At 71.5% G+C, this 25,290-nt stretch carries 8 protein-coding genes; 6 read left to right on the top strand and 2 right to left on the bottom strand.

Annotation, left to right across the window (positions count from 1 at the left end; all coding sequences use genetic code 11):
• The first annotated feature begins 689 nt into the window (after window positions 1–689).
• From AB0H42_RS05055 to AB0H42_RS05045, 3 genes are all read left to right on the top strand, one after another.
• Window positions 690–8,183, top strand: a complete 7,494-nt coding sequence (locus AB0H42_RS05055; RefSeq protein WP_357049982.1) for an amino acid adenylation domain-containing protein — start codon at window positions 690–692, stop codon at window positions 8,181–8,183.
• A 336-nt stretch (window positions 8,184–8,519) separates the two neighbouring features.
• Complete coding sequence (locus tag AB0H42_RS05050) at window positions 8,520–17,837, top strand: AMP-binding protein (protein WP_357049979.1); 9,318 nt, start codon at window positions 8,520–8,522, stop codon at window positions 17,835–17,837.
• A gap of 328 nt (window positions 17,838–18,165) precedes the next feature.
• Window positions 18,166–19,155, top strand: a complete 990-nt coding sequence (locus AB0H42_RS05045; RefSeq protein WP_357050222.1) for an alpha/beta hydrolase family protein — start codon at window positions 18,166–18,168, stop codon at window positions 19,153–19,155.
• Between the two features lie 70 nt (window positions 19,156–19,225).
• Here the strand turns inward: AB0H42_RS05045 and AB0H42_RS05040 are convergent, their stop codons facing one another.
• Complete coding sequence (locus AB0H42_RS05040) at window positions 19,226–20,035, bottom strand: enoyl-CoA hydratase-related protein (protein WP_357049976.1); 810 nt, start codon at window positions 20,033–20,035, stop codon at window positions 19,226–19,228.
• Between the two features lie 134 nt (window positions 20,036–20,169).
• On the opposite strand from AB0H42_RS05040, the gene AB0H42_RS05035 reads away from it, so the two are divergent.
• The gene (locus AB0H42_RS05035; RefSeq protein ID WP_357049973.1) at window positions 20,170–21,405 is read left to right on the top strand and encodes a TetR/AcrR family transcriptional regulator; all 1,236 of its coding nucleotides are present in this window, start codon (window positions 20,170–20,172) and stop codon (window positions 21,403–21,405) included.
• A gap of 15 nt (window positions 21,406–21,420) precedes the next feature.
• On the opposite strand, the gene AB0H42_RS05030 is transcribed toward AB0H42_RS05035, so the two are convergent.
• Entirely contained in the window at window positions 21,421–22,992 is a 1,572-nt protein-coding gene (locus AB0H42_RS05030; RefSeq protein ID WP_357049970.1) for an aldehyde dehydrogenase family protein, read from the bottom strand.
• A gap of 212 nt (window positions 22,993–23,204) precedes the next feature.
• Here AB0H42_RS05030 and AB0H42_RS05025 point away from each other — a divergent pair, with 212 nt between their 5' ends.
• Together AB0H42_RS05025 and AB0H42_RS05020 are read left to right on the top strand one after the other, a co-directional pair.
• Window positions 23,205–24,329 (top strand): ATP-binding cassette domain-containing protein, encoded by a 1,125-nt coding sequence (locus AB0H42_RS05025; protein ID WP_357049967.1) that lies wholly within the window; start codon window positions 23,205–23,207, stop codon window positions 24,327–24,329.
• A 106-nt stretch (window positions 24,330–24,435) separates the two neighbouring features.
• Entirely contained in the window at window positions 24,436–25,245 is an 810-nt protein-coding gene (locus AB0H42_RS05020) for an ABC transporter permease (RefSeq protein WP_357049964.1), read from the top strand.
• Window positions 25,246–25,290 lie beyond the last annotated feature (45 nt).

Raw genomic sequence — 25,290 nt, 5'->3', positions numbered from 1 at the left:
CCGCGCCTGAGCTCGGGGGTGGTGCGGTGCCGGTGGGTTCGGCCGGCGAGAGCGAACGAGTGGTGCTGCCGCAACGCTCGCGGGGGCCGGGGGGTGAGGTGCCGCCGGTGCCGGGCGGTGAGGTCGGTCGAGGCGTGCGGCCGGGATCCGCGCCTGAGCTCGGGGGTGGTGCGGTGCCGGTGGGTTCGGCCGGCGAGAGCGAACGAGTGGTGCTGCCGCAACGCTCGCGGGGGCCGGGGGGTGGGGTGCGGCCGAGCTCTGCCCGTGGGCGCGGGAGTGGTGCGGTACCGCCGGAGCGGTCCGGTGAGTTCGTGCCCGGAGCGGTACCCCGAAACGGTAGGCCGGGGCGCGGAGAGGTTCCGCAGCAGCGAGACACTGCGCTCGATCGGAGTGCGCTGCCGCAACCTTCGCGTGGGTTCGCGGGGGATGTGGTCCCGCCTGCCACGACGGACGCGGCGGCGCGCGATGCGCGGCCCGAAGCCGGGCTCGCGGGTGGGCCGGGGGAGGGTCTGTCACCTTCGGCCCGGCCGTTCGAGCGTGGGGGGCCGGCGGAGAACTGGCGTAGCTTCCGAGGCGACGCGGTTTCGCCGGGTCCGGCGGGACTACCCGAACACCTGACCCGGCGTGGGTATGCGCGCGGGTTCGGGCAGCAGGATACTCCGCCGATCCCGGCCGACGGTATCGGTGCCGTGCCGCCGACCCCGATTCTGGCCGAGTACCTGGCGGGTGGTGTGCATTCCGGTTTCGCGCAGACCGCGGTGCTGGCGTTGCCGGAGGGGATCGATCGGGCCTGGACGGCGGCGGTCCTCGGTGCCGTGGTGGAGCGGCACGATATGTTGCGGGCGCGGCTGGTGGCCGAGGACGGGCAGTACCGGTGGGAGGTTCCCGACAGTGGGCCGGTCGGGGAGAGCTGGCTGCTCGCCGAGGTCGAGGTGCCCGCGGGGACCCGTCCGGCCGAGGTTGCCGCGATCGTCGGTTCGGCGAGGGAAACGACTGTGGCGCGGCTGGATCCGCTCGGTGGCCGGATGGTCGCCGCGACCCGGCTGTGCCGTCCGGGCGCTCGCGATGCGCTGCTGCTCGCTGTGCACCACTATGTGGTCGACAATGTGTCCTGGCAGATCCTGCTGGCGGATCTGGCTCGGGCCTGGGTGCAGGTGGCCGGTCGGCGGCGTCCCGAACTGCCCCCGGTCACCACGTCGTTCCGGCGCTGGGCGCAGGCGGCGGCCGAACCCGTCGCGCCACCGGACCGCGATACCGCGCTCGCCGAGTGGCGGAAGGTGCTGGCCACCCCGGACCCGCTGCTCGGTGCGCGGGCGATCGATCCCACCATCGATACCCACACGTCGGTGTACCGGTTCGCGGTGGAAGTGCCGGCGGATATCGCCGAGGTGGTGCTGACCGAGGTACCGGTGCTGTACCGCACGAATTCCGACGGTCCGCTGCTGGCCGCACTCGCCCTGGCGGTGCGGAACTGGCGGTCCCGGCGCGGGGTGGACTGCGCGACCACCCGGGTCCGGCTGTTCGGCGACGGACGCGCGGAATCGTTACCGCCCGGGGCGGATCTCACCCGTACCGTCGGCTGGTTCGATACGGCATATCCGGTGGCTCTGGACCTCGGCGATATCGACCCCCGGGCCGCACTGGCCGCGGGCCCGGTGACCGCCGCGCTACTGCGTTCGGTGAAGGAACAGCTGGTGGCCCTCCCGCGGCCGCTCGGTTTCGGGTTGCTGCGCCGGTCGGACCCCGGTGAATTCGACGGGCCCCTGGCACAGATCGGTTTCGCCTGTGCGGGCCGGTTCGCGGTACCCGGTGACGACGAGACGGCCTGGCGGCCCCTCGGTGAACTCGGCGGGTTCGCGACCGCCTTCGACCGGGATATGCCGGCGGAGACGGTGATCGATATCGAAGCCGTCGTCGGCGGCGACGGCCGGATCACGGCCTCGTTCGCCTACGCCGCCGAAATCGTCGACGAGCCGGCGGTCCGTGAGCTGGCCGACGAATGGCTGGCCGCGGTCAACGCCATCGCCCGGCATATCGCCGACCCGGCGGCCGGCGGCCTGACTCCCTCGGATCTGCCGCTGGTCCGCGTCGGGCAGGAGGAGCTCGATACCTGGCGCGCGGAGCACCCGGGCCTGATCGATGTGCTGCCGCTCGCGCCGCTGGGCGCGGGGTTGTTCTTCCATTCCCAGTTCACGGCGGGTGGTCCCGACGACTACGTGATGTTGCTCGCCGTCGAACTCGGGGGCGTCATCGATCTGGACCGGTTGCACCGGGCCGCGCAGGGGCTCGTCGACCGGCATCCGGTCCTGCGCACCGCGTTCGTGACGGCCGCCGACGGGTCGCCGGTGCAATTGGTGACCGCGGCCGTCACGGTGCCGTGGCTGGTGTCCGACGATGTCGGCGACTACGAGATACCGGAACTGCTGGAGAGCGAACGGCTCACCAGGTTCGCGCTGGATACCGCGCCGCTGCTGCGGTGCACGGTGTATCGCACGGTATCCGGCCGTACCCATCTCGTGCTGGCCGCGCACCAGCTGCTCTTGGACGGCCGGTCGGCGCAGATTCTGCTCGCGGATCTGCTGACCCTCTATGCCCGCCACGGTGACCCGGCGGCGCTGCCGCCGCCTCCGGCCTACCGCGACTATCTGGGGTGGCTGGCGCGGCAGGACACCGCAGCCGGCCGGGCCCGCTGGGCGGAGGTGCTGCGGGGTGCCCGGCCGACCGAACTCGCTCCGGTGCTCGCCCCGCCCACTCGACCGGAAACGGGGATCGGGAAGGTCGATCTCGCGCTCGGCGATGTCGAGACAGCCGCCATGGCGGCGTACGCGGCCGCGGCCGGGGTGACGGTCGAGACCGTGGTGCAGGCGCTGTGGGCGCTGTTGCTGGCGGGTCTGACCGGCCGCCGGGACATCGTGTTCGGTGTCGTGGTCGCCGGGCGGCCGTCCGGGCTGAGCGGCGTCGGCGAGATGGCCGGTCTGTTCGCCAACACCCTCCCGATGCGGGTGCGTTTCGAACCCGGGTGGACCGTGCGGGATCTGCTGGCCCGCATCCGGTCCGAACAGCATGCCCTGCGTGACCATCACCATCTGAGCGCCGCCGATACGGCGCCGGGCGCGGCGGCCCTCTTCGACACCCTGCTGGCCTACGACGCACACCCGGTCGGCGCGGCACGCCCGACCGTTGCCGGTGGCCTCGACGGGCTCGAGGTGCTGGAGCCGACCTCCCGTGCCCTCACCCACTACCCGGTGACACTGGTGGCGGAGCCGGCGGACCGACTGCTGCTGCGCCTGTGGTACCGCCGGGAACTCATCGACGAATCCGCGGCCGGCGCCCTTTCCGTATTGCTGCACGCGCTCGTGGGCCAGTTGCTGGCGGTGCCCGCGGAACTCGGACCGACCCCGGCCGCGGACTGGTGGCGGGCCCCCGGCATGCTCGTCGGCCGCGCCGAGCTGCCCGCCGATCGACCGCGCCCGGCCGCCCCGTCCGGACGCTGCGGTCAGGTGACGCGGGAGCTGGATATCGACCTGCTCGATTCGCTGAACGATATCGCGGCGCTTCAGGAGACGACCGCGTTCACCGTGATACAGGCGGCGCTGGCCATTCTGCTGGCCCGGCTGTCGGGGCATCGGGATATCGCGGTCGGGGCGTTCAGCACCCAGCACGCCGCGGCCGGATTGTCGGTACTGCATACCGATCTGGATCCGGCGTTGCGCTTCGACGAACTGCTCGGCACCGCCCGCCTCGCCGGTGGTGCGCTCTTCGAGACCGGGGGCCGCGGCACCGAGCGGCTGGGACAACTGATCGACACGGTGCGCACCGCCGCCGGGCAGCCGCCCTTCCGGGTACTGCTGGCCACCACGGACGCGCCCGCCCGCCTGCCGGACATGCTCGACCTGCGGGTGGACCTGCTCGATACCGGCGCCGAGGCGCGGCTCACCTTCACCTACACCAGCGACCTGTTCGACGCGTCCACGCTCGGCGACCACGCGGACCGGCTGCTGCGGATCCTGCACGCGGTGGCCGCCGATCCGCACCGGATCGTCGGCGATATCGATCTGCTCGCCCCCGGCGAACGTGATCTGGTGCTGTGGGAATGGAACAGCGGCGGGGTCCGGGTGCCGGCGGTGACGCTGGTCGACCTCATCGAGGCCCAGGCCCGCCTGCGGCCGCGGTCTCCGGCCGTGCGGTCCGGCGGGACCGTGCTGAGTTTCGCGGAACTGCTGAGCCGGTCGTATCAGGTGGCACGCGCCCTGATCGCCGCCGGGGCGGCCCCGGAAACCCTGGTGGCCGTGGCGGTGCCGCGGACCGAGGAGTTGCCGGTCGCATTGCTCGGTGTGCTGCTGTCCGGTGCCGGTTATCTCCCGATCGACACCACCTTCCCGCGGCAGCGACTGGACTTCGTGCTCGCCGAGGGCCGCCCGGTCGCCGTCCTCACGACCGCCGCCGAACGTGACGCGGTCCCGGCCGTGGACGTGCCGGTGATCCTGCTCGCCGACACCGTGAACCGTTCCACCGAGCCGGTCTCCGATGCCGAGCGCCGGGGCCCGCTGCGCCCGGACAACCTGGCCTACGTCGTGCACACCTCCGGTTCCACCGGTGTGCCCAGGGCGGTGGCCGTGGCGCACCGCAACGTGGTGGAACTCTTCGCCAACACCCAGCTGCTGTTCGAATTCGACGACGCCGATGTGTGGACCCTGTTCCATTCGGTCGCCTTCGACTTCTCGGTGTGGGAACTGTGGTGCGCACTGGCCAGTGGCGGATCGGTGGTGGTGGTGGACCGGTCGGCCGCCCGGTCGCCCGAACGGTTCCGGGAACTGCTCATCCGCGAACGGGTCACCGTGCTCAACCAGACACCATCGGTGTTCTATCGACTCGCGGAGGCCGACCGGCTCGCGCACGGCGACGGCACCGGCGCACTCGCCCTGCGCTATGTGGTGTTCGGCGGCGAAGCGCTGGATCTGCGCCGGCTGCGGAGCTGGTACGAACGGCACGGCGGCCCCGAGACGGACGGGCCGTGGCTGGTGAACATGTACGGCCTCACCGAGACCACCGTGCACGCCTCGTTCCTGGCACTCGACGAAAAGCTGGTGGACAACCCGGCCGGCGTGATCGGCCGGGCGCTGCCCGGTCTGGACGCGTTCGTGCTGGACGAGCGCCTGCACCCGGCGCCGGTCGGTGTACCGGGCGAGATCTATGTGTCGGGGCGGCAGCTGACCCGCGGCTATCCGGACAGTCCGGGCGTCACCGCCACCCGATTCGTCGCCGACCCGTTCGGTGCGCCGGGGTCACGGATGTATCGCAGCGGTGATATCGGCCGCTGGGCCGCTTTCGGTGGCCGCGCCGATCTGGAGTATGCCGGTCGCGGGGATGCGCAGGTGCAGTTGCGGGGGTTCCGGATCGAACTCGGCGAGGTCGAGTCGGCCCTGCTGCGCTGCCCAGGGGTGGGCCGGGCGGTCGCGCTGGTGCGTACCGACGAAGTGGCCGGGGACCGGCTGCTCGGTTATGCGGTGCCCGCCGCGGAGCAGGAGGTCGTCCTCGATCCGGCGCTGCTGCGCGAGCAGGTCGCCGAATTCCTGCCCGAATACATGGTTCCCGAGGCGCTGGTCATCGTCGAGGAACTGCCGCTGACCCCGCACGGGAAACTCGACCGGGACGCGCTACCGGTTCCGGCGGTGGCCGGCCGGGCGCCCTACACCGCCCCGGTGGGTCGGGTGGAGACGGTGGTGGCGGGTGTCTTCGCCGACCTGCTGGGCGCCGAACTCGTCGGTGCCGCGGACGATTTCTTCGCTCTCGGAGGTAATTCGCTGACCGCCACCCGGGCGGTGGCCCGGATCAACGAGGCGCTGTCGGCCGAGCTCGTGGTACGCGTGCTGTTCGAGGCGCCGACGGTGGCCGCGCTGGCCGCGCGGGTGGTTCCCGGGGTCGTCCCGCAGGTGGAGCGACCGGCGCTGGCTCGGGTCGATCGGCCCGAACGGATCCCATTGTCTCCGCGGCAGTACCGGCTGTGGCCGGGCGACCGGCTCGCCCCGGATTCGGCGGTCCACAACATTCCGCTCGCCATCGGACTCGACGGCGCGCTCGATACGTCCGCGCTGCGATACGCCCTGTCCGACGTCCTGGAACGGCACGAGGTGCTGCGCACCCGCTATCCCGCTGGTCCGGACGGACTGCCGTACCAAGAGATCCTGCCGGTGGCCCAAGCGTTGCGCGGCGGTCTGGAGTCGGAGACCACCGAGGACGCGCTCGGCCGGATCGGTGAATTGCTGGCGGCCGGTTTCGATGTCACCACGCAGGTCCCGGTGCGCGGGCTGCTGCTCACCACCGGCCCCGACCGGCATGTGCTGGCGCTGGTCGTGCACCGTATCGCCGCCGACCCGGCCTCGCTCGCACCGCTGGCGCGTGACCTGATGACCGCGTACCTGGCCCGCGTCGGCGGGGAATCACCGCGCTGGTCGCCGCTGTCGGTGCAGTACGCCGACTACGCGATCTGGCAGGGCGCGGTGCTCGGGGAGGATGCCGACGAGAACTCGGTCGCGGCAGCGCAATCGGCGTACTGGCGCGACCGGTTGCGCGGCGCGACCGGGGAACCGGAACTGCCGCTGGACCGGCCGCGTCCGGCGATGCCCTCGACGCGGGGCGGCACCACGGGTTTCGCGGTACCCGCCGAAGTCCACGAGGGACTGGACCGGCTCGCCCGTGACCGCGGCGCCACGCTGTTCATGGTGTTGCACGCCGCGGTGAGCGTGCTGCTGCACCGGCTGACCGGCGCGGAGGACATCGCGGTGGGCACCCCGGTCGCCGGCCGGGGCGAGCGGGCGCTCGACGACCTCGTCGGTATGTTCGCCAATACCCTCGCGCTGCGCACGCGCGTCGACGCCACCCGGCCCTTCGCCGAACTGCTCGACGAGACACGGGAAACCGGCCTGGCGGCGTTCGACAATGCCGATATCCCGTTCGAACAGGTGGTGGAGGCCGCGGTTCCGGAGCGGTCCACCGCGCGCAATCCACTGTTCTCCGCGCTGCTGACGGTGGGGCACGACGAGCAGGTCGCGCTGAAACTGCCGGGTCTGTCCGTATGGTCGCTGGATTGCCGAGAGCTCACCGCCACCTTCGATCTGCGGATAGATATCGTTCCCGGCCACGACGCCGACGGTGCGCCCGGTGAGTTGAATGCCGTGCTGACCTATCCCGCGGACCTCTTCGACGAGGAGACGGTGCGGTCGTTCGGCCGCCGGCTGCGGCGGACGCTCACCGCGGTCGCCGTCGATCCACTGATGCCGGTGGGCGATATCGACTACTCGGACGCACCCGAGCGCTCCCGCGCACTTCCTCCCGCCGAGCAGTCGGTACCGGCCGCGACCGCGGGAACCGCGCTCGCCCAGACCCTGGGCGCCTCGGTGGAGGACGATCCGGAAGGTCCCGCGGTGGTGTGTGGCGAGGCGGCGGTGAGTTATCGCGAGCTCGACGCGCGGTCCTCGCGACTGGCGCGGGTGCTGCTCGCGCGCGGATACGGTCCGGGTACCGGCGTGGTGAGTGCGCTGGAACGCGGGGTGGACGCGGTGGTGGCGACCTGGGCGGTACTGAAGGCGGGCGCCACGCTTGTGCCCGCCGATGCCCTGGCGGTCGCGGCGGCCGCGGAGCTGGCGGTCGCGGCCGGACTGGCCGTGGGCCGGGCACCGGCCGCACCGCACCTCGAATGGCTGCTGCTCGACGATCCGGCGCTCGCCGCGGAGATCGCCGCCGAATCGCCGCGGCCGGTCACCTACGCGCACCGGGCACGGTCATTGCGCGGCAGCGATCTGGTCGTGGTGGACGGGACCGGCCGGCGGGTGAGCTACGACCAGCTGGCTGCCGCGGTGAACCGGGTGCACACCGTCACCGGCCTCACCTATGAGGCCAGGACCTACCGCGCCGGCCGCGGCGACAGTCCGGCGGCGGTACTGGAAACCGTGGCCGCCGGTGCCGCGGGCGCCTCGGTGGTGCTGCTTCCGGCAGAGCTGCCGGACGCGACGCCGGCGGGTGAGTGGATCACGCACCTGTGGTCCGACAGCGCCGGTCTGGCGGCACTCGACCCCGGCGCACTGGAGGATCTGACCACGCTCGTCCTCGACGAGCAGGACGCGCCGGGCGTGGCCTGGTCCGGTGTCGGCACGGTGCTGGACCTGCCCACGCTGCTGGGCTGACAGTGGGGCAGGGGCGACTTCCCGGGGGCCGCGGACTGTTTCGGCGCGGCCGGGTCCGGCCGCGCCGCGCCGGCCGGACCCGGGGCCGGGTTGCGCGGGGTGTAGCTGTGCGCGGCCCCGACCGGTAACCTGCCGGGTGCCATACCGGGTACCGGCGCATTGTGGCAGGCTGCTGTCCAAGCTGCGGCACGGTAGGGCGCGGCGGTGAAGTGCGATAGGCAGGCGAGGCGGACAGATGGATGCGGTAGTCGGTCAGCGGTGTGACCACCTCCGGAGGGCGAAAACGGTATGACGCGGCCAGTCCGGACCCGGCCCCACCGAACCCGGCGGCCCCGCGTGACCACCCTTCCGCAGCTGATCGCGAACGCTGTCGAAACCAATCCCGACGGTGCGGCGCTCGTCCTCGCCGACGGCACCGGCCCGCTGGAGCAGGTCAGCTACGCCGATCTGGACGCCTGGTCGAGCCGGTTGGCGCGGTCGCTCATGGCGCGCGGTATCGGTCCGGAGGATCTGGTGGCCGTGGCCATCCCGCGTTCGCTGGACGCGGTGCTGGCGGTCTGGGCGGTGGCCAAGACGGGTGCGGGGTTCGTGCCGATCGATCCCGCCTATCCGCCGAACTGGATCGCGCATCTGCTGGTCGATATCGGTGCCGTCTACGGTCTGGCGGTCTCCTGGGTTCGCAACGAACTCCCCGACGAGATCGAATGGTTGCAGGTCGACACGGTCGGCGCCGCCCGCGCGCTGGAGCAGTTCTCCTCCGAGCCGGTCACCTACGCCGACCGGATCCGCCCGCTGCGGGCCGAGCATCCCGCCTACGTCAGCTATGTCAGCGACGGCGAGGCCTCGCCGGACGGTGTGGTGGTCACCCAGGCCGGCCTGTCCGATCTGTGCTCCGAACAGCAGGGCCGCTTCCGGGTCGAACCCGAGGACCGCACGCTGCACTTCGCGCCGCTTCCCTCGGATTCGGCCGTACTGGAACTGCTGCTCGCGCTCGGCGGCGCCGCGACCATGGTGGTCGTCTCCCCGCTGGTGTCGACGGCGGACGAACTGACCGAACTGCTGCGCCGCACCGGTGTCACCCATGCCTACCTGACGCCGGAAGCGCTGGAGGTGATGGACCCGACGGGGCTCGACGAACTGGGCGTGGTGGTCGCCGGGCGCCGGCCGTGCCCGCCCGAATCGGTGGCGCGCTGGGCGATTCCCGTCGCCGGCGGGGCGACCCGGGTGCTGTACCAGGGTTACGGGCCGGCCGAGGCCACGATCATGACCAGCATCAGCACCGCGCTGACCCCCGGCGGGGCGCCGACCGTGGGCGCCCCGATCCGCGGGGTGACGGCCCATATCCTGGACGGCCGGCTCGCGCAGGTGCCCGACGGTGCGGTGGGCGAGCTGTATCTCGGCGGTCCGCAACTGGCCCGTGGCTATCACCGCCGGCCCGGGCGCACCGCGCAATTGCTGGTTGCCGACCCGTACGCCGACGACGGTTCCCGGCTCTTCCGCACCGGTGATCTGGTGCGCCGCACCGGCGACGGCGAGATGGAATTCATGGGCCGCGTCGAATTGCCGGCTGTCCAACAGGAGCTCTCGGACGTCACGGGGCCGAGCGACCCGGATATACCGCCGCTCGCCGTTGTCGAGGCCGCCGCGGAGCCGGAGTCAGCGCTCCCCGAATCGCCGGCCGACTTCGAGCAGAGCCTGCCGATCCGGGAAACCGCGGCTGCGCCCGCGCAGCCCGGCCTTCCGCACGCCGAACCCGAGCAGCCGGCCGAGGCGAATACCTTCGCCGGATACGGCTACGGCCCGGCCCGGCAGGAACCCGACGCCCCCGAACCGGCTCCCGTACGCGGACTGCCCGGTGCGGACAGCAGGCTCGCCTCCGAGCGGCGTGATATGGAACTGCCCGGTCGCGGCTACCTGGAAATGCCCGACCGCTCACATCCGCTGGGCGCGCGCGGCGCCCGGGCCGCGGAGCCTTCGCCCACCGGAACCGAGGCGAACGACCCGGCGGATCCGGAGGCCGACAGCCGGCCGATCGGCGGCCGGGAACTGCCGGTACCGAGCGAGGCGCAGCCCTCCCACGGGAGTTCGTTCCGGGCGGCCGGTGACGCGCTGGCGTTCTACGAGAACATGCCGGAGAGTGCGGCCGCGCCGGGGCCCCGGGGGCCGAGCCCGGCGGTGCTACCCGCCACCCGCCCGGAGCCCGGGGCCTCGGATTTCCCGTTCGGCGCCCGGGACAGCAACGCCCCGAGCCCACTGTGGCCCGACTCCGCCGGCGCGGCACGGCGTGCGGAGGAACCTCCGGCGCCGCAACCGGTAGCGGCATCGGACGACCGTCCGGCCGCGGCGCCACGGCCGGAATCCATTCCGCTCTCGCCGGGGCAGCTGCGCCTGTGGGAGCGCAACCGGTTCACTCCCGAAGAAGGCGCCGATACCTTCACCGCCGCGATGACCCTGACCGGCACCCTGGACGCGACGGCCATGCAGGCCGCTGTCGCCGATGTGGTCGACCGGCACGAAACGCTGCGCACCGTCTACCCGGAGGTCGGCGGCACACCGCATCAGGTGGTGCTGCCGCGGGAACGGGCGGTCCCGGAGGTGGTCGCCGAACCGGTCACGCCCGCCGAACTGGCCGAGTGGCTGCGGGCATTGTCGCGGACCGATTTCGATGTCGCCGATCCCGACCAGGTGCCGGTGCGGTTCGCGCTGGCCGAGACCGGCCCGCGGGAGCATGTGGTCGCGGTGGTGGTCCACCGCATCCTCGCCGACGAGGTATCGGCCGGTCTGCTGCTGCGGGACCTGTTGCGGGCGTTCCTGGGCCGGCGCAACCGGTCGCGGCCGCTGTGGCAGCCGCTGCCGGTGCAGTATCTGGACTATTTCCTGAACCGCCAGGCCGTACTCGGCGACAGCACCGATCCGGGATCGCTCGCCGCGGCGCGGCTGGCGTTCTGGCGCGAATACTTGGCGGGGTTGCCGCCGCGGCTGGAGATTCCGGTCGCCACCGGCAGCTCCGGCGTTACGGGCTACGGCGTGCACGGTTTCGAGATCGGCACCCGCACCCATCGCCGGATCGCCGATATCGCCCGGCGGGGTGAGGTCTCCGAGTTCATCGTGGTGCGGGCGGCGTTCGCTGTGTTGCTGGCCCGCTCGGCCGCCGTCACCGATATCGTGCTCGGCAGCTCGGTGCGTGGGCACGACGAGCGCGAACTCGACGACGCGATCGGCCCCTACGCCAACACCGTCGTCCTGCGCACCCGCATCGATCCGGCGGAGTCCTTCCTCGACCTGGTCGCGCGGGTCGCCGAATCCGATCGCGCGGCGTTCGCCCACGCGGACCTGCCCTTCGAGATCCTGGACGCGGCGATCGGCGTCGGTGCGCCGCTGTTCGATATGGCGATCTCGCTGCGGCACAACGATGTTCCGCGGCTGGAGATGCCGAGCCTGTCCACCGAGCCGATCGCGATCGCGAACTCGTCCGCCGAGTGCGTATTGCGGCTGGTGATCGACCCGCACCGGGCGCCCGACGGTGCACCGGACGGGATCGCGGCCGCGTTGCACTACGCCGTCGACCGGTTCGACACCGCCACCGTCACCGAATTCGCGCGCCGGTTGCAGCGCGTACTCACCGTCGCCGGCGGTGATCCGGACGGTCCGGTCGGGGAAATCGACCTGCTGTCCCGGGCCGATCTCGATCGGTTGCTGGTGGTCTGGAACGACACCCGGTACCCGGTCGCGCCGGATCTGCTGCTCGACGGTTATCGCCGCACCGTCGCCACCCGCCCCGATACCGTGGCGGTGGCCGACGCGGAAGCCGAACTGACCTATCAGGAATTCGACGCCCGGGTGAACCGGCTGGCACGGCGGCTGATCGAGGCCGGAGTCGGCACCGAGACGCCGGTGGGCGTGGCGCTGCGGAACTCCACCGAGCTGCTGGTCGCGATCTACGCGGTACTGACCGCCGGTGGCGTCTGCCTGCCGCTGGACCCCGACGATCCGGCCGGCTGGAACGCGCGGGTCATCGATATCGCCGGACCGGCCTGTGTGCTGGCGGCCCCGGCCGACGAAGCGCGGCTGGCGGCGGCGGTGGAAACGACCACGCGGCCGCGGCCACCGATCCTGGTGACCGGTACCGAAGAACTCGCCCGCCACTCCGCCGATCCGGTGCGCCCGGAGGAACTGATTCGCCGGGTACGTCCCGGTAACGCGGCCTACCTGCTGTGCGCCTCGGTGGCATCGGACGGGCCGGAGCTGACGGTGCTCTCGCACAGCGCGATCAACAACCAGATCACGTTGATGCTCGCCCAGTACCCGATGGGTTTCACCGACGTCTACCTCCAGCAGAATCCGCCGACCCGCGACACCTCGCTCTGGGGTACTTTCCTGCCGCTGCGCGCCGGCGCGGAACTGGCCCTGGCCCCGCCCGGGACGCAGGACCCGGAGCGTATCGCCGCGACGATCGCCGCGCGGGCGGTGACGGTCACCGATTTCGGGCCCGACGAACTCGCCGCCTTCGCCGAGCACGCCGATCCGGGCCCGGTGCGCAGTCTGCGCGAGGTGTTCGTGACCGGCGGTCCGCTGGCGCCGGAAACGGCCAGGGCGGTGCGGGAACGCTGCGGTGCCCGGGCCCAGAACCTGTACGGGACGGCGGAAACCGCGGTGTCGGCGACCTCCTGGCCGGCCGCGGGGTCCGCGGATCGTTCGATGCCGATCGGGCTGCCGCAGTGGAACACCAGGGTGTACGTGCTGGATTCGCGGCTGCGGCCGGTCCCGCCCGGGGTGCCCGGTGAGCTGTATCTGGCCGGTGACCAGCTCGCTCGCGGGTACCTCGGCCGGCACGGCGTCACCGCGGACCGGTTCGTCGCCAACCCCTTCGGTTACGGCCAGCGCATGTACCGGACCGGTGACCTGGTGCGCTGGCGCGACGCCACCGCCACCACCCCGCAGCGACTCGACTACCTGGGCCGTACCGATGAGCAGTTCGGTTACCGCGGCCACCGGGTCCGCCCCGCCGCGATCGCGGCCGCGCTGCGCGTCCTGCCCGGTATCGCCGACGCCGCGGTACTCACCCGCGGCACCGGTCCGGCCGTATCGTCGGCCGCTCGCCCCGGCGCCCGCCTGGTCGCCTACATCGTTCCCGAGCAGGCCGGGACCGAGCCCGACCTCGCCCGAATCCGTGCCGCGCTCGCGCAGACCCTGCCCGTGGCCCTGGTGCCGTCGGCTTTCGTGGCCGTCGAGCAGATCCCGGCGACCGGCAGCGGCGAACCCGATCGGACCGGACTCCCGGACCCCGACGAGATCGCGCCGCTGCCACCCGACCCGGGCCCATGGGCTACGGACGCGCTCGTCGAACCCCCCGGCGCGCGCGATATCGCGGAAACCGCACCGGCGGAACCGCAACCGCAGGCGGCCGAACCCGCCTTGCCCGATGCCGCCGCCGATGCGCCGGTCGCGTTCACCGGCGCCGCGCCGGAGACCACCGGTGAATTGCCCGCGACTCCCACCGCCGCCCGGCTGCTGGACAATCCCGTCCCCGGGGTCGAGGTCCGGTCGGTGGTGCTCGACCTACCGGCCGGCCGGCCACTGAGCACGACCGAAACCGCGGTGCGGTCGCTGATGGCCCGGCATCCGATGCTGTCGGCCCGGCTCGGCACCGGCGACCGGCCGCCCGTCCTGTGGATTCCGCCGCGCGAGCAGCGGGGCGAACGCCAGTACTGGTGGCTCGGGCCGGAATCCGGTGAGAACACCCTGGCCACCGACGATGTGGTGCAGGCGGCGGCCGACGCGCTCGACCCCGTGACCGGCCGCAATATCCACTTCGTCGTCACCGGCACCGAACCGGATCGGCGGCTCGTGGTGGTGGCCAACGGACTGGCCGTCGACGACCGCTCGTGGCGGATCATCGTCGACGAGCTGATCGCCGGCTGGGACGGCGCCGAACTCGCCGCGGCCGCACCCGAAACCAAACTGCCGCAACTGGTGCACGCCCTGGACGCGCGCGCCCGCTCGATCGAACTACTGGACGAGTCCGGATGGTGGCGGCGCAACCTGGCCGGCGCGCAGATCGCGGCCCCCCTCGGGACCGCCGATCTCCGGGTCCGCCGCCGGGTCTCGCTGGCCATCACCGCCGAGGGCACCGCCGCGGTGACCGCGGCGGCCGGCGCCTACGGGGCCACCGTGCCCGAGGTACTGCTGACCGCCGTCGCCGTCGCCCTGCACACCGGTGCACAGGGCAAAGTCGCCCGCGCGATCGGGTCCCTGGTGCGCTGTGACGCCGACGCCCGGTCGTTCGCGAACGGCACCGGCGACCTCGTCGGCGGTTTCGCCACGGAATTCCCGCTGTCGGTCCGGATCGTCGATATCGATACCACCGAGGCACTGGTCGGTGGGCCCGCCGCGGGACGCGCGCTGGTCCAGATCCGTGACCTCTACCGGTCGGTGCCCGACGGCGGCGCGGGCTACGCGCTGCTGCGTCACCTGAACCCGGAGACCACCGCCGAATTCGCCGCCGCCGAATCCGGCCGGCTCACCCTGCGCTACCGGGACCTGCGCCCGGCCCGGGTCCACACCGACGGCCCGGCCGACGGAGTGCCGCTGGCGCTGACCGTCGACGCCACCGACGACGGTCTGCTGTGCAGGTTCGACTACGCGACCGACGTTTTCGCCGGCGAAGATGTGAAAACCTTCGCCGAGCACTGGGTTCGCGCGCTCGGCGGCCTCGCCGAACACGGGTTGCGCCCGAATGTCGGGCACGCCGAACCCGCGCCCGCGCCTTTGCCGGCGCCCGTGTCCGGGCCGCAGTCCGAGCCGCAGCTCGCGGCCGAGCCGGAGTCCGCGTATATGTCCGAACCGGTACCGGACGCGGAGGTCACCTCACTGCTGCGCCCGGTCACCGACGTACCGGGTGCCGCGGCGCCCGAGCCGGGCCGTGGCGCGCTACCGCGGCGTCACGCCCAACCCGCGGCCGCCGCCGATCCACTTCCGGACACGGCCGGTGGACCCGCCTCGAGCGGGCTGCCGCGGCGCCGGACTCCGAGTGCCGAGACACCCGCGACGGCTGCACCGGGTATGGACGCCGATGCGGCCGGAGCCGGGCTCCCGCAACGCCGGCCGGTCGGCGGGGCCGGTGTGCCCGCCCAACCGGAGGCGACCGCGTTCCCGCAGCGCGACACCACGCCCCCGATGGAACCCGAAACTGTTGCGAGCCCGAGCGATTCGTCCGTGACGGCCCCACCGGCCGCATTGCCGCAGCGCCGTTCGCGACCGGATGCGGATCCGGCTGTGGTGGTGGATTCGGGTTCGGGTTCGTTGCCGCAGCGTCGCCCGGGACCGGATGCGGATCCGGCTGTGGTGGTGGATTCGGGTTCGGGTTCGTTGCCGCAGCGTCGCCCGGGACCGGATGCGGATCCGGCTGTGGTGGTGGATTCGGGTTCGGGTTCGTTGCCGCAGCGTCGCACGCGACCGGATGCGGACCCCGCGGCGATGGCGGACCCGGGCTCGGCCTCGCTGCCGCAGCGTCGCCCGGGACCGTCGCATTCGGACCCCGGCGCCGCGAGTCCGGAACCGGCCGCGCGATCAGGGGCCCTGCCGCAGCGCCGGTCCAGGCACGACAGCGGGCCTGCCGGTGAGCCGGTATCGGAGCAGGCCGCCGACCCCTCGGCGGCGCAGGCCGGGCCCCGGTACGGCGGCGGAGCTGTCGTCGAGCCGGTGGATGCCGTCGAGCCCCCGCCGCCGGCGCTGCCCCGCCGCCGGTCCGGATCCGCGGGCCAACCGGAACGCCCCGGTACAGCGATGGATTCGCCCGAAGCCGCCGCGGTTCCGGGGTTGCCTCGGCGCGTCCCGCGGCACGACAGCGGCTCGCTCGCGGAACCGGAACCGGCCGGGGCATCCGAGCCGGCGTCGGTGCCGTTGCCGCAGCGCCGGTCCCGGCGCGACGCGCAGCCCGACGCCGATTCGGTGGCAGCCCATTTCGAGCCTGTGTCCACCGAGAGCGGACCCGTATCGGATCCGCTGCCGGTGCGCAGCCCGGCCGCCGAGACGCGACCCGCGCCCGCCGGCACCGAGTCCGGCTCGGTGAGTGCGCCGGCGCTGCCGCAGCGCGGAGCCCGCTCCGCGGTGGAATCGGACGGCCCCGCTGCCGGAACCGCGGCCGACCCGGGTCCGGCCGTGCTGCCGCGGCGCGAACCTCGCGATGAGGTGGAATCGGCGCCCGTCGAGCTCCCGCCGGCCCTGCCGCGGCGACGGCCGCAACCCCTTCGGGACGAGACGGCGTCGTCGGAGCCCCGCGACTGGACCCTGAAGCGTTCGAAGCCCGCGGCCCCCGCGGCCGCACCGGGGCCCGAGCTCACCGCCGACCCGGGGCTCACCGCCGACCCGGAGCCCACCGCCTTCCTGCGGCCGATCCCCGATGTGGAGACGACCGCGTACATGTCTCCGATCGTGGATCTGGTCGCGCGTGACGACCAGAGCACCCTGCTGTCGCTGTTCGACGAACAGGTGAGCCGGACCCCCACGGTCCCGGCCGTGCGGCAGGGGGCGCGGGTGCTCGGTTACAGCGAACTGGACCGTAAGTCCCGGGCGCTGGCCGTGGAACTGATCCGTTTCGGCGTCGGCGACCGGACCCTGGTCGCCGTGGCCATGCGACCGGGTATCGACCTGGTGGTCGCGGTGTGCGCGGTACTGCGTGCGGGCGGCGGATACGTGCCGGTCGATCCCGGCCGTCCGGCCGCGGAAGTCGACGAGTTGCTGGCCACCGCGGCTCCGATCTGTGTGCTGAGCACCTCGGACGAGGGCGTCACCACCGGCACCGGTATCTCGGTGGTCGCCATCGATCTGTTGTACTTGGACCTGCCCACCGACCCGGCCGCCTTCCCGCCCGTCGCCGCCGACGACCTCGCCGATATCCGGTACGTCCCCGGCGGCACGGCCGGTGTCACGAGCACGCACCGGCAGCTGGTCGAGCGCTTGCGGCGGGCGCAGCGCAGCCATCCCTACGATTCGTCCGATCTGGTGCTGCACGCGGCGCCGACTGTGACCGACATCACGCTGTGGGAGTTGTTCCGGCCGCTGCACCACGGTGCCCAGATCTTGATGCCCGACCATCCGGGCCGGGCCGCCGACCTGTCCCGTTCGATCGCCGCCCACAAGGTGACGATCGTGCACGTGGTCCCGTCCCTGCTGGACCGGTTCCTCGATTCGGTGACCGACGGCGGGGGCCGCGCCGCGCATCCGAGCCTGCGGCGGGTCGTCGTGGACGGCGCGGCGCTCCCGCCCGGCGGTGTCGAACGGTTCATCACGCTGCTGCCCGGCGCGGAACTGGTGATCTGGTACGGCCACAACGAGACGGGTGTGATCACCGTGGGGTCGGTCGGCGGGCGGCCGGTCACCAACGACCGGGTGTATCTCCTGGACGAGCAATTGCGCCCGGTACCGCCGGGCACCGTCGGCGAGATGTACATCGGCGGTCCGCAACTGGCCCGGGGTTACTACGCCGCCGCCGCGGAGACGGCCGCGAGGTTCGTCGCCACCGGTGGTGGTGGACGGCTGTACCGGACGGGGGACCTGGTCCGCCGCCGGGACGGTGTGCTGGAATATGTCGGGCGTGTCGAACGCGTCGGCGGGTCGCTCATGAGCGGCTCCCGGCGGGGCGGGCATGATTGAACCTGCTCCGCGGTGTCCCGAATTTCCGAGCCGACCGGGCGTCGTCACCGAATTTCCGATCCGGTCGACCGGAACAAGGTATTCGGGCACGCTACGGTAACGATATGTCCGCAAAGTACGACTACAGGGACAGAACTCCCGGGGTGTACGAATCATGCCCCGTTACTGTGAGGCGTTCGGGTCCTGGAGCCGGTTGTTGCGGTGGGGAATGAGCCCGGATGAAAAATCGAGACGAAGCGAAGGTGTGAAATTGATACGTCGACTCACCCGGGGTGGCGGTAGACGCGCCGCGGCAATGGTCGCGGCCACGGCAGTTCTTACCGGTGTGATGACCGGTCTCGGTGGGAGCACCGCCGGTGCGGATCCGATCATCGAGTCCAAGACACTGCTCGCCGACCCCACCGCGCCCGACGGGTCACGCATCGTCAAGGCCGAGTACAAGGACGACCGCAATCTGCGGCTGTACGTGAACTCGGTGGCCATGGACAAGGACATTGTCGTCGACGTCCAGCGCCCGGCCGATGCCTCGGTGCCCCGGCCCACCCTCTACCTGCTCAACGGCGCGGGTGGCGGCGAGGACTCGGCGTCCTGGCAGGCCCAGACCAACACCCTCGAATTCCTGTCCGACAAGAACGTCAATGTGATCCAGCCCATCGGCGGCTCCTGGACCTACTACACCGACTGGATCAAGGACGATCCGGCGCTGGGCCGCAACAAGTGGAAGACCTTCTTCACCGAAGAGCTCCCGCCGCTGATCGACGGCGCGCTGGGCACCAACGGTGTGAACGGCCTCGCCGGTCTGTCCACCTCGGGCACCACCGTGCTGGCCCTGCCGATCGCCAAGCCCGGTCTCTACAAGGCGGCCGCCGCCTACAGCGGTTGCGCCCAGACCAGCGATCCGGTCGGTTCGGAGTTCGTGAAGCTCACCGTGAACACGTGGGGCGGCGGCAACACCGACAACATGTGGGGTCCGCAGGGCTCGCCGGAATGGGCCGCGAACGATCCGTACCTGCACGCCGAAGGGCTGCGCGGTCTCGAACTCTACGTCTCCACCGGTAACGGTCTGCCCGGCCGCTGGGACACCCTGGACGGCCCGCACACTCTGCCCGGCTCCTACGGGCTGGCCAACCAGATCCTGGTCGGCGGCGTGATCGAGGCGGGCACCAACTTCTGCACTCACAACCTGAAGACGCGGCTGGATTCCCTCGGTATCCCGGCCACCTTCAACTTCCGTGACTCGGGTACCCACTCCTGGGGTTACTGGGAGGACGAGTTCAAGGTGTCCTGGCCGGTCCTGGCCCGCGGCCTGGGCGTCTAGCCCGCTCCCCGGTCACGAAAACACCCGTCCTGCCACCGGCAGGGCGGGTGTTTCGTCGTCGGGGTCGCGCCTACTCCGCGAAGACCGCTTTGCGTTTGCCCAGCATGGCGCCGGCGCCCTCGAAGAAGTCGGGGGACTGCAGCAGTTCCACCTGGCCGGCCTTCTCATCGGCCAGGGCCGAGTCCAGCGCGCCGAGGGTGGCGCGGTTGAGCGCCTTCTTGGTGAGTTCGAGCGCGCGCCGCGGGCCGTGGGAGATCTTTTCGGCGGCCGCCTCGACGGCGGCGTCGAGTTCCTCGGTGGTGGCCAGGACCTCGGTGAGCAGGCCTTCGGCGCGGGCCGCGGGGGCGGGCAGGCGTTCGCCGAGCAGTGCCATCCGCGCGGCCAGCGGCCGGCCGGCAGCCGCGGCCACCAGCGCCGCGGCGCCACCGTCGGGCATCAGGCCGATATTGATGAACGCCAGCAGCAGGTAGGAGTCGGCTTCGGCGTAGACCAGGTCGGCGGCCAGCGCGATACCGACCCCGACGCCGGCGGTCGCGCCCCGGAGGCGGACGATAACCGGTACCGGAAGGTCGACGATGGCGCGGACGAGGCGGTTGGCGGCGTCCATCACCTGGTCGGGGGTGATGCCGCGGGCACCCTCTTCGGCGCTGGCGGCCAGGTCGGCGCCGGTGCAGAAGTCGCCCCCGGCACCGGTGAGCACGACCACCCGCACAGCTTTGTCCTGCGCGGCGGCGAGGAAGGTGTCACCGAGGGCGACCAGCGAGTCGTAGTCGAGCGCGTTCTTGCGCTTGGGCTTGGTGAGGGTGACCCGCAGTACCCGGCCGTCTTGCACGGCGGAGAAACCCGCCGGCTGCGTCGTGGGGGAATCTGTGTTGACCATGCGCGCTCCATCGAGTGCCGTCCGGTGCCGACCGGGTGGCGAATAGCGGTTAACGTTGCGAATTGTGGTTAACTTAGGTTGACTTGTCGGGCGCTGTCAACACCGGCGGCGCCGCCGAGGCGAACGGAGAATGCATGGTCGCGGATAGCAGCCGGGTGGACCCGGTGCGCGTGCGTCCGGCCGACCGTGGCAACGGCCAGGGCGGGCGGCGCCGGCCCAAGGACCGCAAGGTGCAGATCATGCGCGCTGCGGCCCGGGCCTTCAGCGAACGTGGCTACTACCCGGTCGGTGTGGACGAGATCGCGGCCGAGGTCGGGATCTCCGGCCCCGCACTGTACCGCCATTTCGCCAATAAGTACGCGCTGTTGGTCGCCGCCGCGGAGGAAGGCGCCCGGCAACTGCTCGAGGCCGCCCGGGCCGCGGACGAGCCGGGAGCGAAGCCGGACGAACGTCTCGACGCCCTCATCCGGGCGGTCGCCGAGCACACCATCGAGATCCGGCGCGAGGCCGGTCTGTACCGGTGGGAGGGCCGCTATCTGGAGCAGCCCGACCGGGCCCGCATCCGCACTCTCTACAACGAGATCAACGACACGCTGGCCGCGCCGATCGCGCAGCTCCGCCCGGACGCCCAACCAGAGGACATCGCCCTGCTGGCCGCCGCCGTGCTCAGCGTGATCGGCAGTATCTCGGCCCATCGGACTGCTCTGTCCAGTGCCAAACTGCTACCGCTGCTGCACGATATGGCCTGGTCGCTCGTGCGTACCGAACTTCCGCCCGCACCCGGGCCCGGCGAACCCGACAACTCCCCGCGCGGTCTGCCGGTGACCTCCAAGCGGGAGCAGTTGCTCACCGAGGCGATCCGGATCTTCGGCCGCCGCGGCTACCACGAGGCCAGTATCGAGGAGATCGGCGCGGCGGTCGGCATCAATGCCTCCAGCGTCTACCGCTACTTCAGCAGTAAATCCGATCTGCTGGCGGCGGCCTTCCACCGCACCGGCGACCGGCTGGCCTTCGCCATCACCGAGGCGCTCGCCGAGGCGAGCGGTCGCGCCGACGCGGTGGACAAGATCGCCGACCGCTACGTCCGGCTCAGTTTCACCATGCCGGAGATCATGCCGGTGTACTACGCGGAATTCCCGAACCTGCCCCCGGCCGAACAGCACAAACTGCGGGCCATCCAGCGGCAGAACGTGCAGGAATGGGCGAATCTGCTCGACGGGGATCCGATCGAGGCGCGCTTCCGGGTGCATTCGGCGATCGGCCAGGTCATCGATGTGGGCCGGTTGATCCGTTTCGATTCCCGGCCTCAGCACATGGCCCGGGTGCATGCCCTCATGATGGCGGCCATGCTCGGTTCTCCGCCGGTCTGATCGGCGAGCCGTCGGTCAGCCGTGGCGGAACCGGAATACCGTGCGCGCCACCCGCAGTCGCCGCCCATTGCGGTGGAAACTGGACAGGCCCAGCGGTTCCCCGTACCGGTTGCGGGCGATGGACAGGGTGCGGCTGAATTCGCGGAGCCCGAGTACGCCGTGGCTGTGCCCCTGCCCGTATTCGCCGATCCCGCCGAAGGGCAGCGCCGGGATGCCGGCGTAGGTGGTGGCGGTATTGACCGTGACCACCCCGACCCGTAGTCGTTCGGCGTAGACCTCGACCTCGGCGATATCGCGGGTGAACACCGAGACCGCGATACCGCGGCCGGCATCGTTGATCCGGTCCACGGCGTCGTCGAGATCGCGCACCTTGTTCACGATGAGGACCGGGCCGATGCCCTCCTCGGTGATGGCGACACTCTCCTCCGGTACATCGGCCAGCACGATGGGCTCGACGTAGGGCTCACGGATGGAATCCAGGCCGCCGACCACCGCGCGTCCGCCGCGCGCCAGGGCGTCGCGGACCTGTTTGCGCACCACCTCGGTCTGCGATTCCAGGATCATCGGTCCGTAGGACGACCGCCGGTCCGCGCCGGGCTTCAGGGCGCGGGCCCGCGCGACCACCAGCTCGAGGAACTGGTCGTAGACCGAGGCCGCGACATAGGCCCGCTGGACGCCGGTCGCGTTCTGGCCCGCATTGGCCATGGCCCCGAACACCGCGGCGTCGGCGGCGTCGTCGAGTTTCGCGTCGACGTGCACGATCATCGCGCCCTTGCCGGAGTTCTCGACGACCACCGGGGTCATGGTCTGGGCGCACAACGAGATCACTTCGCGGCCTTCGGCTTCCGGCCCCGCGTATGCGATCTTGTCTACCCCGGCGCGGCACAGCGCGGCCGCGGTCGAATCGTCGCCGGTGACCGCCGCCAGAACGGGCCTGTCGGGGGCGATCTCGCGCCAGGTCTCGGCCAGCCACAGCCCGGTGCCGCTGGTCACCGCGTGCGGTTTGAAAACCACCGCGTTGCCCGCGGCCATGGCGTAGGCGATCGAACCCATCGGCGTGAAAACCGGGTTCTGCCAGGGGCCGAGGACGCCGATCACGCCCAGCGGCAGATAGCCGACCGATGCCCGCTGATTGCGGGTGAGCCAGTTGGAGGCCAGCGGTTTCCGGCTCAGCGCGCGACCGGCATTGCGCGCCGCCCAGTCCAAACTCTCCACGGCGAGCATGACTTCGATCGCCGCGTCGGCCTCGGGTTTGCCGGTTTCCTCGCGCAGTATCTCCACCAGTTGCGCGGCCCGGCGCGCGATAATCCGTTTCCACTCCAGCAAAAGTCGTTTGCGAGTTCCGAAACTCGCTGTCGACCACCAGTCCTCGACCGTGCGGGCGGCATGGACCGCACGTTCGAGTTCGCTGGGGCCGGCAACGGCATAACTGCCCACCACCTCGCCGGTGCGGGGATCGTGGGATGTGAGCACGCTCGGTCGGCCGGGTCCTCCCGAACGCGCCGCCACCTCGGGCTGCGCGGTATCGGCCATGGCACTCAGATTATGGTGGTGGCGTAGCGCCGACAAGGTACCAACACTGCCCATGGACTGTCCCTGCACCGCCGACCAGGGTGGATGACCGGCCGCGACGTCGTTGTGAGCAAAGGCACATTTGGTTCGACCCGGTATGGGGTAAAGGCGGTGCTCCGGCGCCATTGCCCCGGCCGGTAACATCGCGCCCGGCGCCAGGGATCATCCAGGGGGATACCGATGCGCCGGTCACCCCGCCCGCCGATCAGGCCGATAGTGGAGAGTTGATGCCGATTTCGAACGAAGCCGTGACACCCGCCGGCGAGAATGCCCCACCGCTTCGATCGGTGCATTCCCGCACCCCCGGCGCCGGGACATCGGAGTACGGGAACGGCCGGGCCGCGCCGGCGCTCGCACCTCGCCCCCACGGCGCCGGGCCCGCCTGGGCGGACGCCGTCCGCGTCGAGGGCATCACCAAATCCTTCGGTGAAGTGCACGCATTGCGCGGGGTGAGCTTCTCGGCCGCCCGCGGCACCGTGCTCGGCATCCTGGGGCCCAACGGCGCGGGCAAGACCACCACCGTGAAGGTTCTGTCCACCCTGCTGCGTCCCGATTCCGGGAGCGCGGTGGTGGCCGGTCACGATATCCGCAAGGATCCGGCCGGGGTGCGCCGCTCGATCATGATGACCGGCCAGTACGCCGCCCTCGACGAAAACCTCTCGGGCCGGGAGAACCTGGAACTGTTCGGCCGGCTGATGGGCCTGAGCAAATCGACGGCGCGTAAGCGCGCGGACGCGTTGCTCGAAGAATTCGACCTGGTCGCTTCCGGCCGCCGCCCGGTCCGCCAGTACTCCGGCGGGATGCGGCGGCGGGTCGATATCGCCTGCGGTCTGGTGGTCCGGCCCGAAGTGGTGTTCCTCGACGAACCGACCACCGGTCTCGACCCGCGCAGCCGGCAAGGTGTCTGGAATCTGGTGAGCGCGCTGAAAGAGCAGGGCATCACCGTGCTGCTCACCACCCAGTACCTGGAAGAAGCCGACGTCCTGTCGGACAACATCATCGTGATCGACAAGGGCACGGTGATCGCGGAGGGCACCGCCGACGAACTCAAGGAGAAGACCGGCGGCAGCTACTGCGAGGTCGTCCCGCTGGACCCGACCCAGCTGGCCCGGGCCGCCACCGCGCTGGGGGACCTGGTTCCGCCGGCCGTCGCCGCCGACCTCGCCGGAGCCGAACGCCTCTCCATCCCGGCGCCCGACGGTGCCGCGACGCTGGCCGAGGCGCTGCGCCGATTGGACGCCGCCGGCATCACCCTGGCCGATATCGGACTGCGCCGCCCCTCCCTCGACGATGTGTTCCTGTCCATCACCGGGCACTCGGGCGGTACCGGCCGGCCGGGTGATCCGGCATGAGCGGGTCAGGCCCGGAGACGGTAGTGCGATACCTTCGCCTGCGCTGCGGCCTCCGCGTCAGTGTGTTGACCGATCGCCGTTCTCGCTCATGTCTGGTGGGTGCATCATGAGTGCTCCCGCGGTTTCCCGCCGCGACCTGTTCGGTGACCTCCCGCAGCCGCGGGTGTCCGTGTTCGCGCAGTGGCGGGCATTGACCGGACGCGTCGTCCGGACCATGGTCACCAAAGGCGAAATGATCGCCGCGATCGTGATGCCGCTGGTCTTCACCCTCGGTTTCTATCTCCCGCTGCGCTATGTGATGCAGTTCCAGGGCATCGACTACGCGCAGTTCGTCATGCCGATCGTGGTGCTGCAGACCATGGCGTTCACCATGATGTCCAATGCGCAGCTGGCCGCCGTCGAGGCGCTCACCGGGTTCAGCACCCGGTTGCAGACCATGCCGATCGGCATGCTGGTACCGCTGGGTTCGCGGATCGCGGCCGGGCTGTTCCGCTCGGTCGTATCGTTGGCCGCGGCCCTGATCTACGGCCATCTCATCGGGTTCGAGTTCACCGCCGGCTGGGGTCAGACCGTCGGCTTCTGTGCTTTCGCCATCGCTGTCGGGACCGTGCTGGCGGTCGGCGCGGACGGGCTGGGCAGCCTGACCAAGAGCCCCGCCTCGCTGAGCCAGGCGCTCACCCTGCCGACGCTGATCTTCGGCATGATGTCGTGCGGTTTCGTGCCCGAGACCGGTTTCCCCGAATGGGTGCGGCCGTTCGTGCGCAATCAGCCGATCACCCAGTTCGCCTACGCACTGCGCGATATGGCGGGTGACGGGGTGACCTGGGAGGTCCTGCGAGTGGGAGTGTTCTGGCTGGTCGGTGCGGCGGCGGTATTCACCCCGTTCGCGGTCTGGGCGAGTGTGAGGCGGTCATGAGCGAGTCAGGCCCGAAGGCGGTAGCGCAGCGTGACCCCGCAGGGC

The sequence above is a fragment of the Nocardia sp. NPDC050799 genome (assembly GCF_040654015.1).
Taxonomy (GTDB): Bacteria; Actinomycetota; Actinomycetes; order Mycobacteriales; family Mycobacteriaceae; genus Nocardia.
This window is presented reverse-complemented; position numbering and strand designations above follow the sequence as displayed.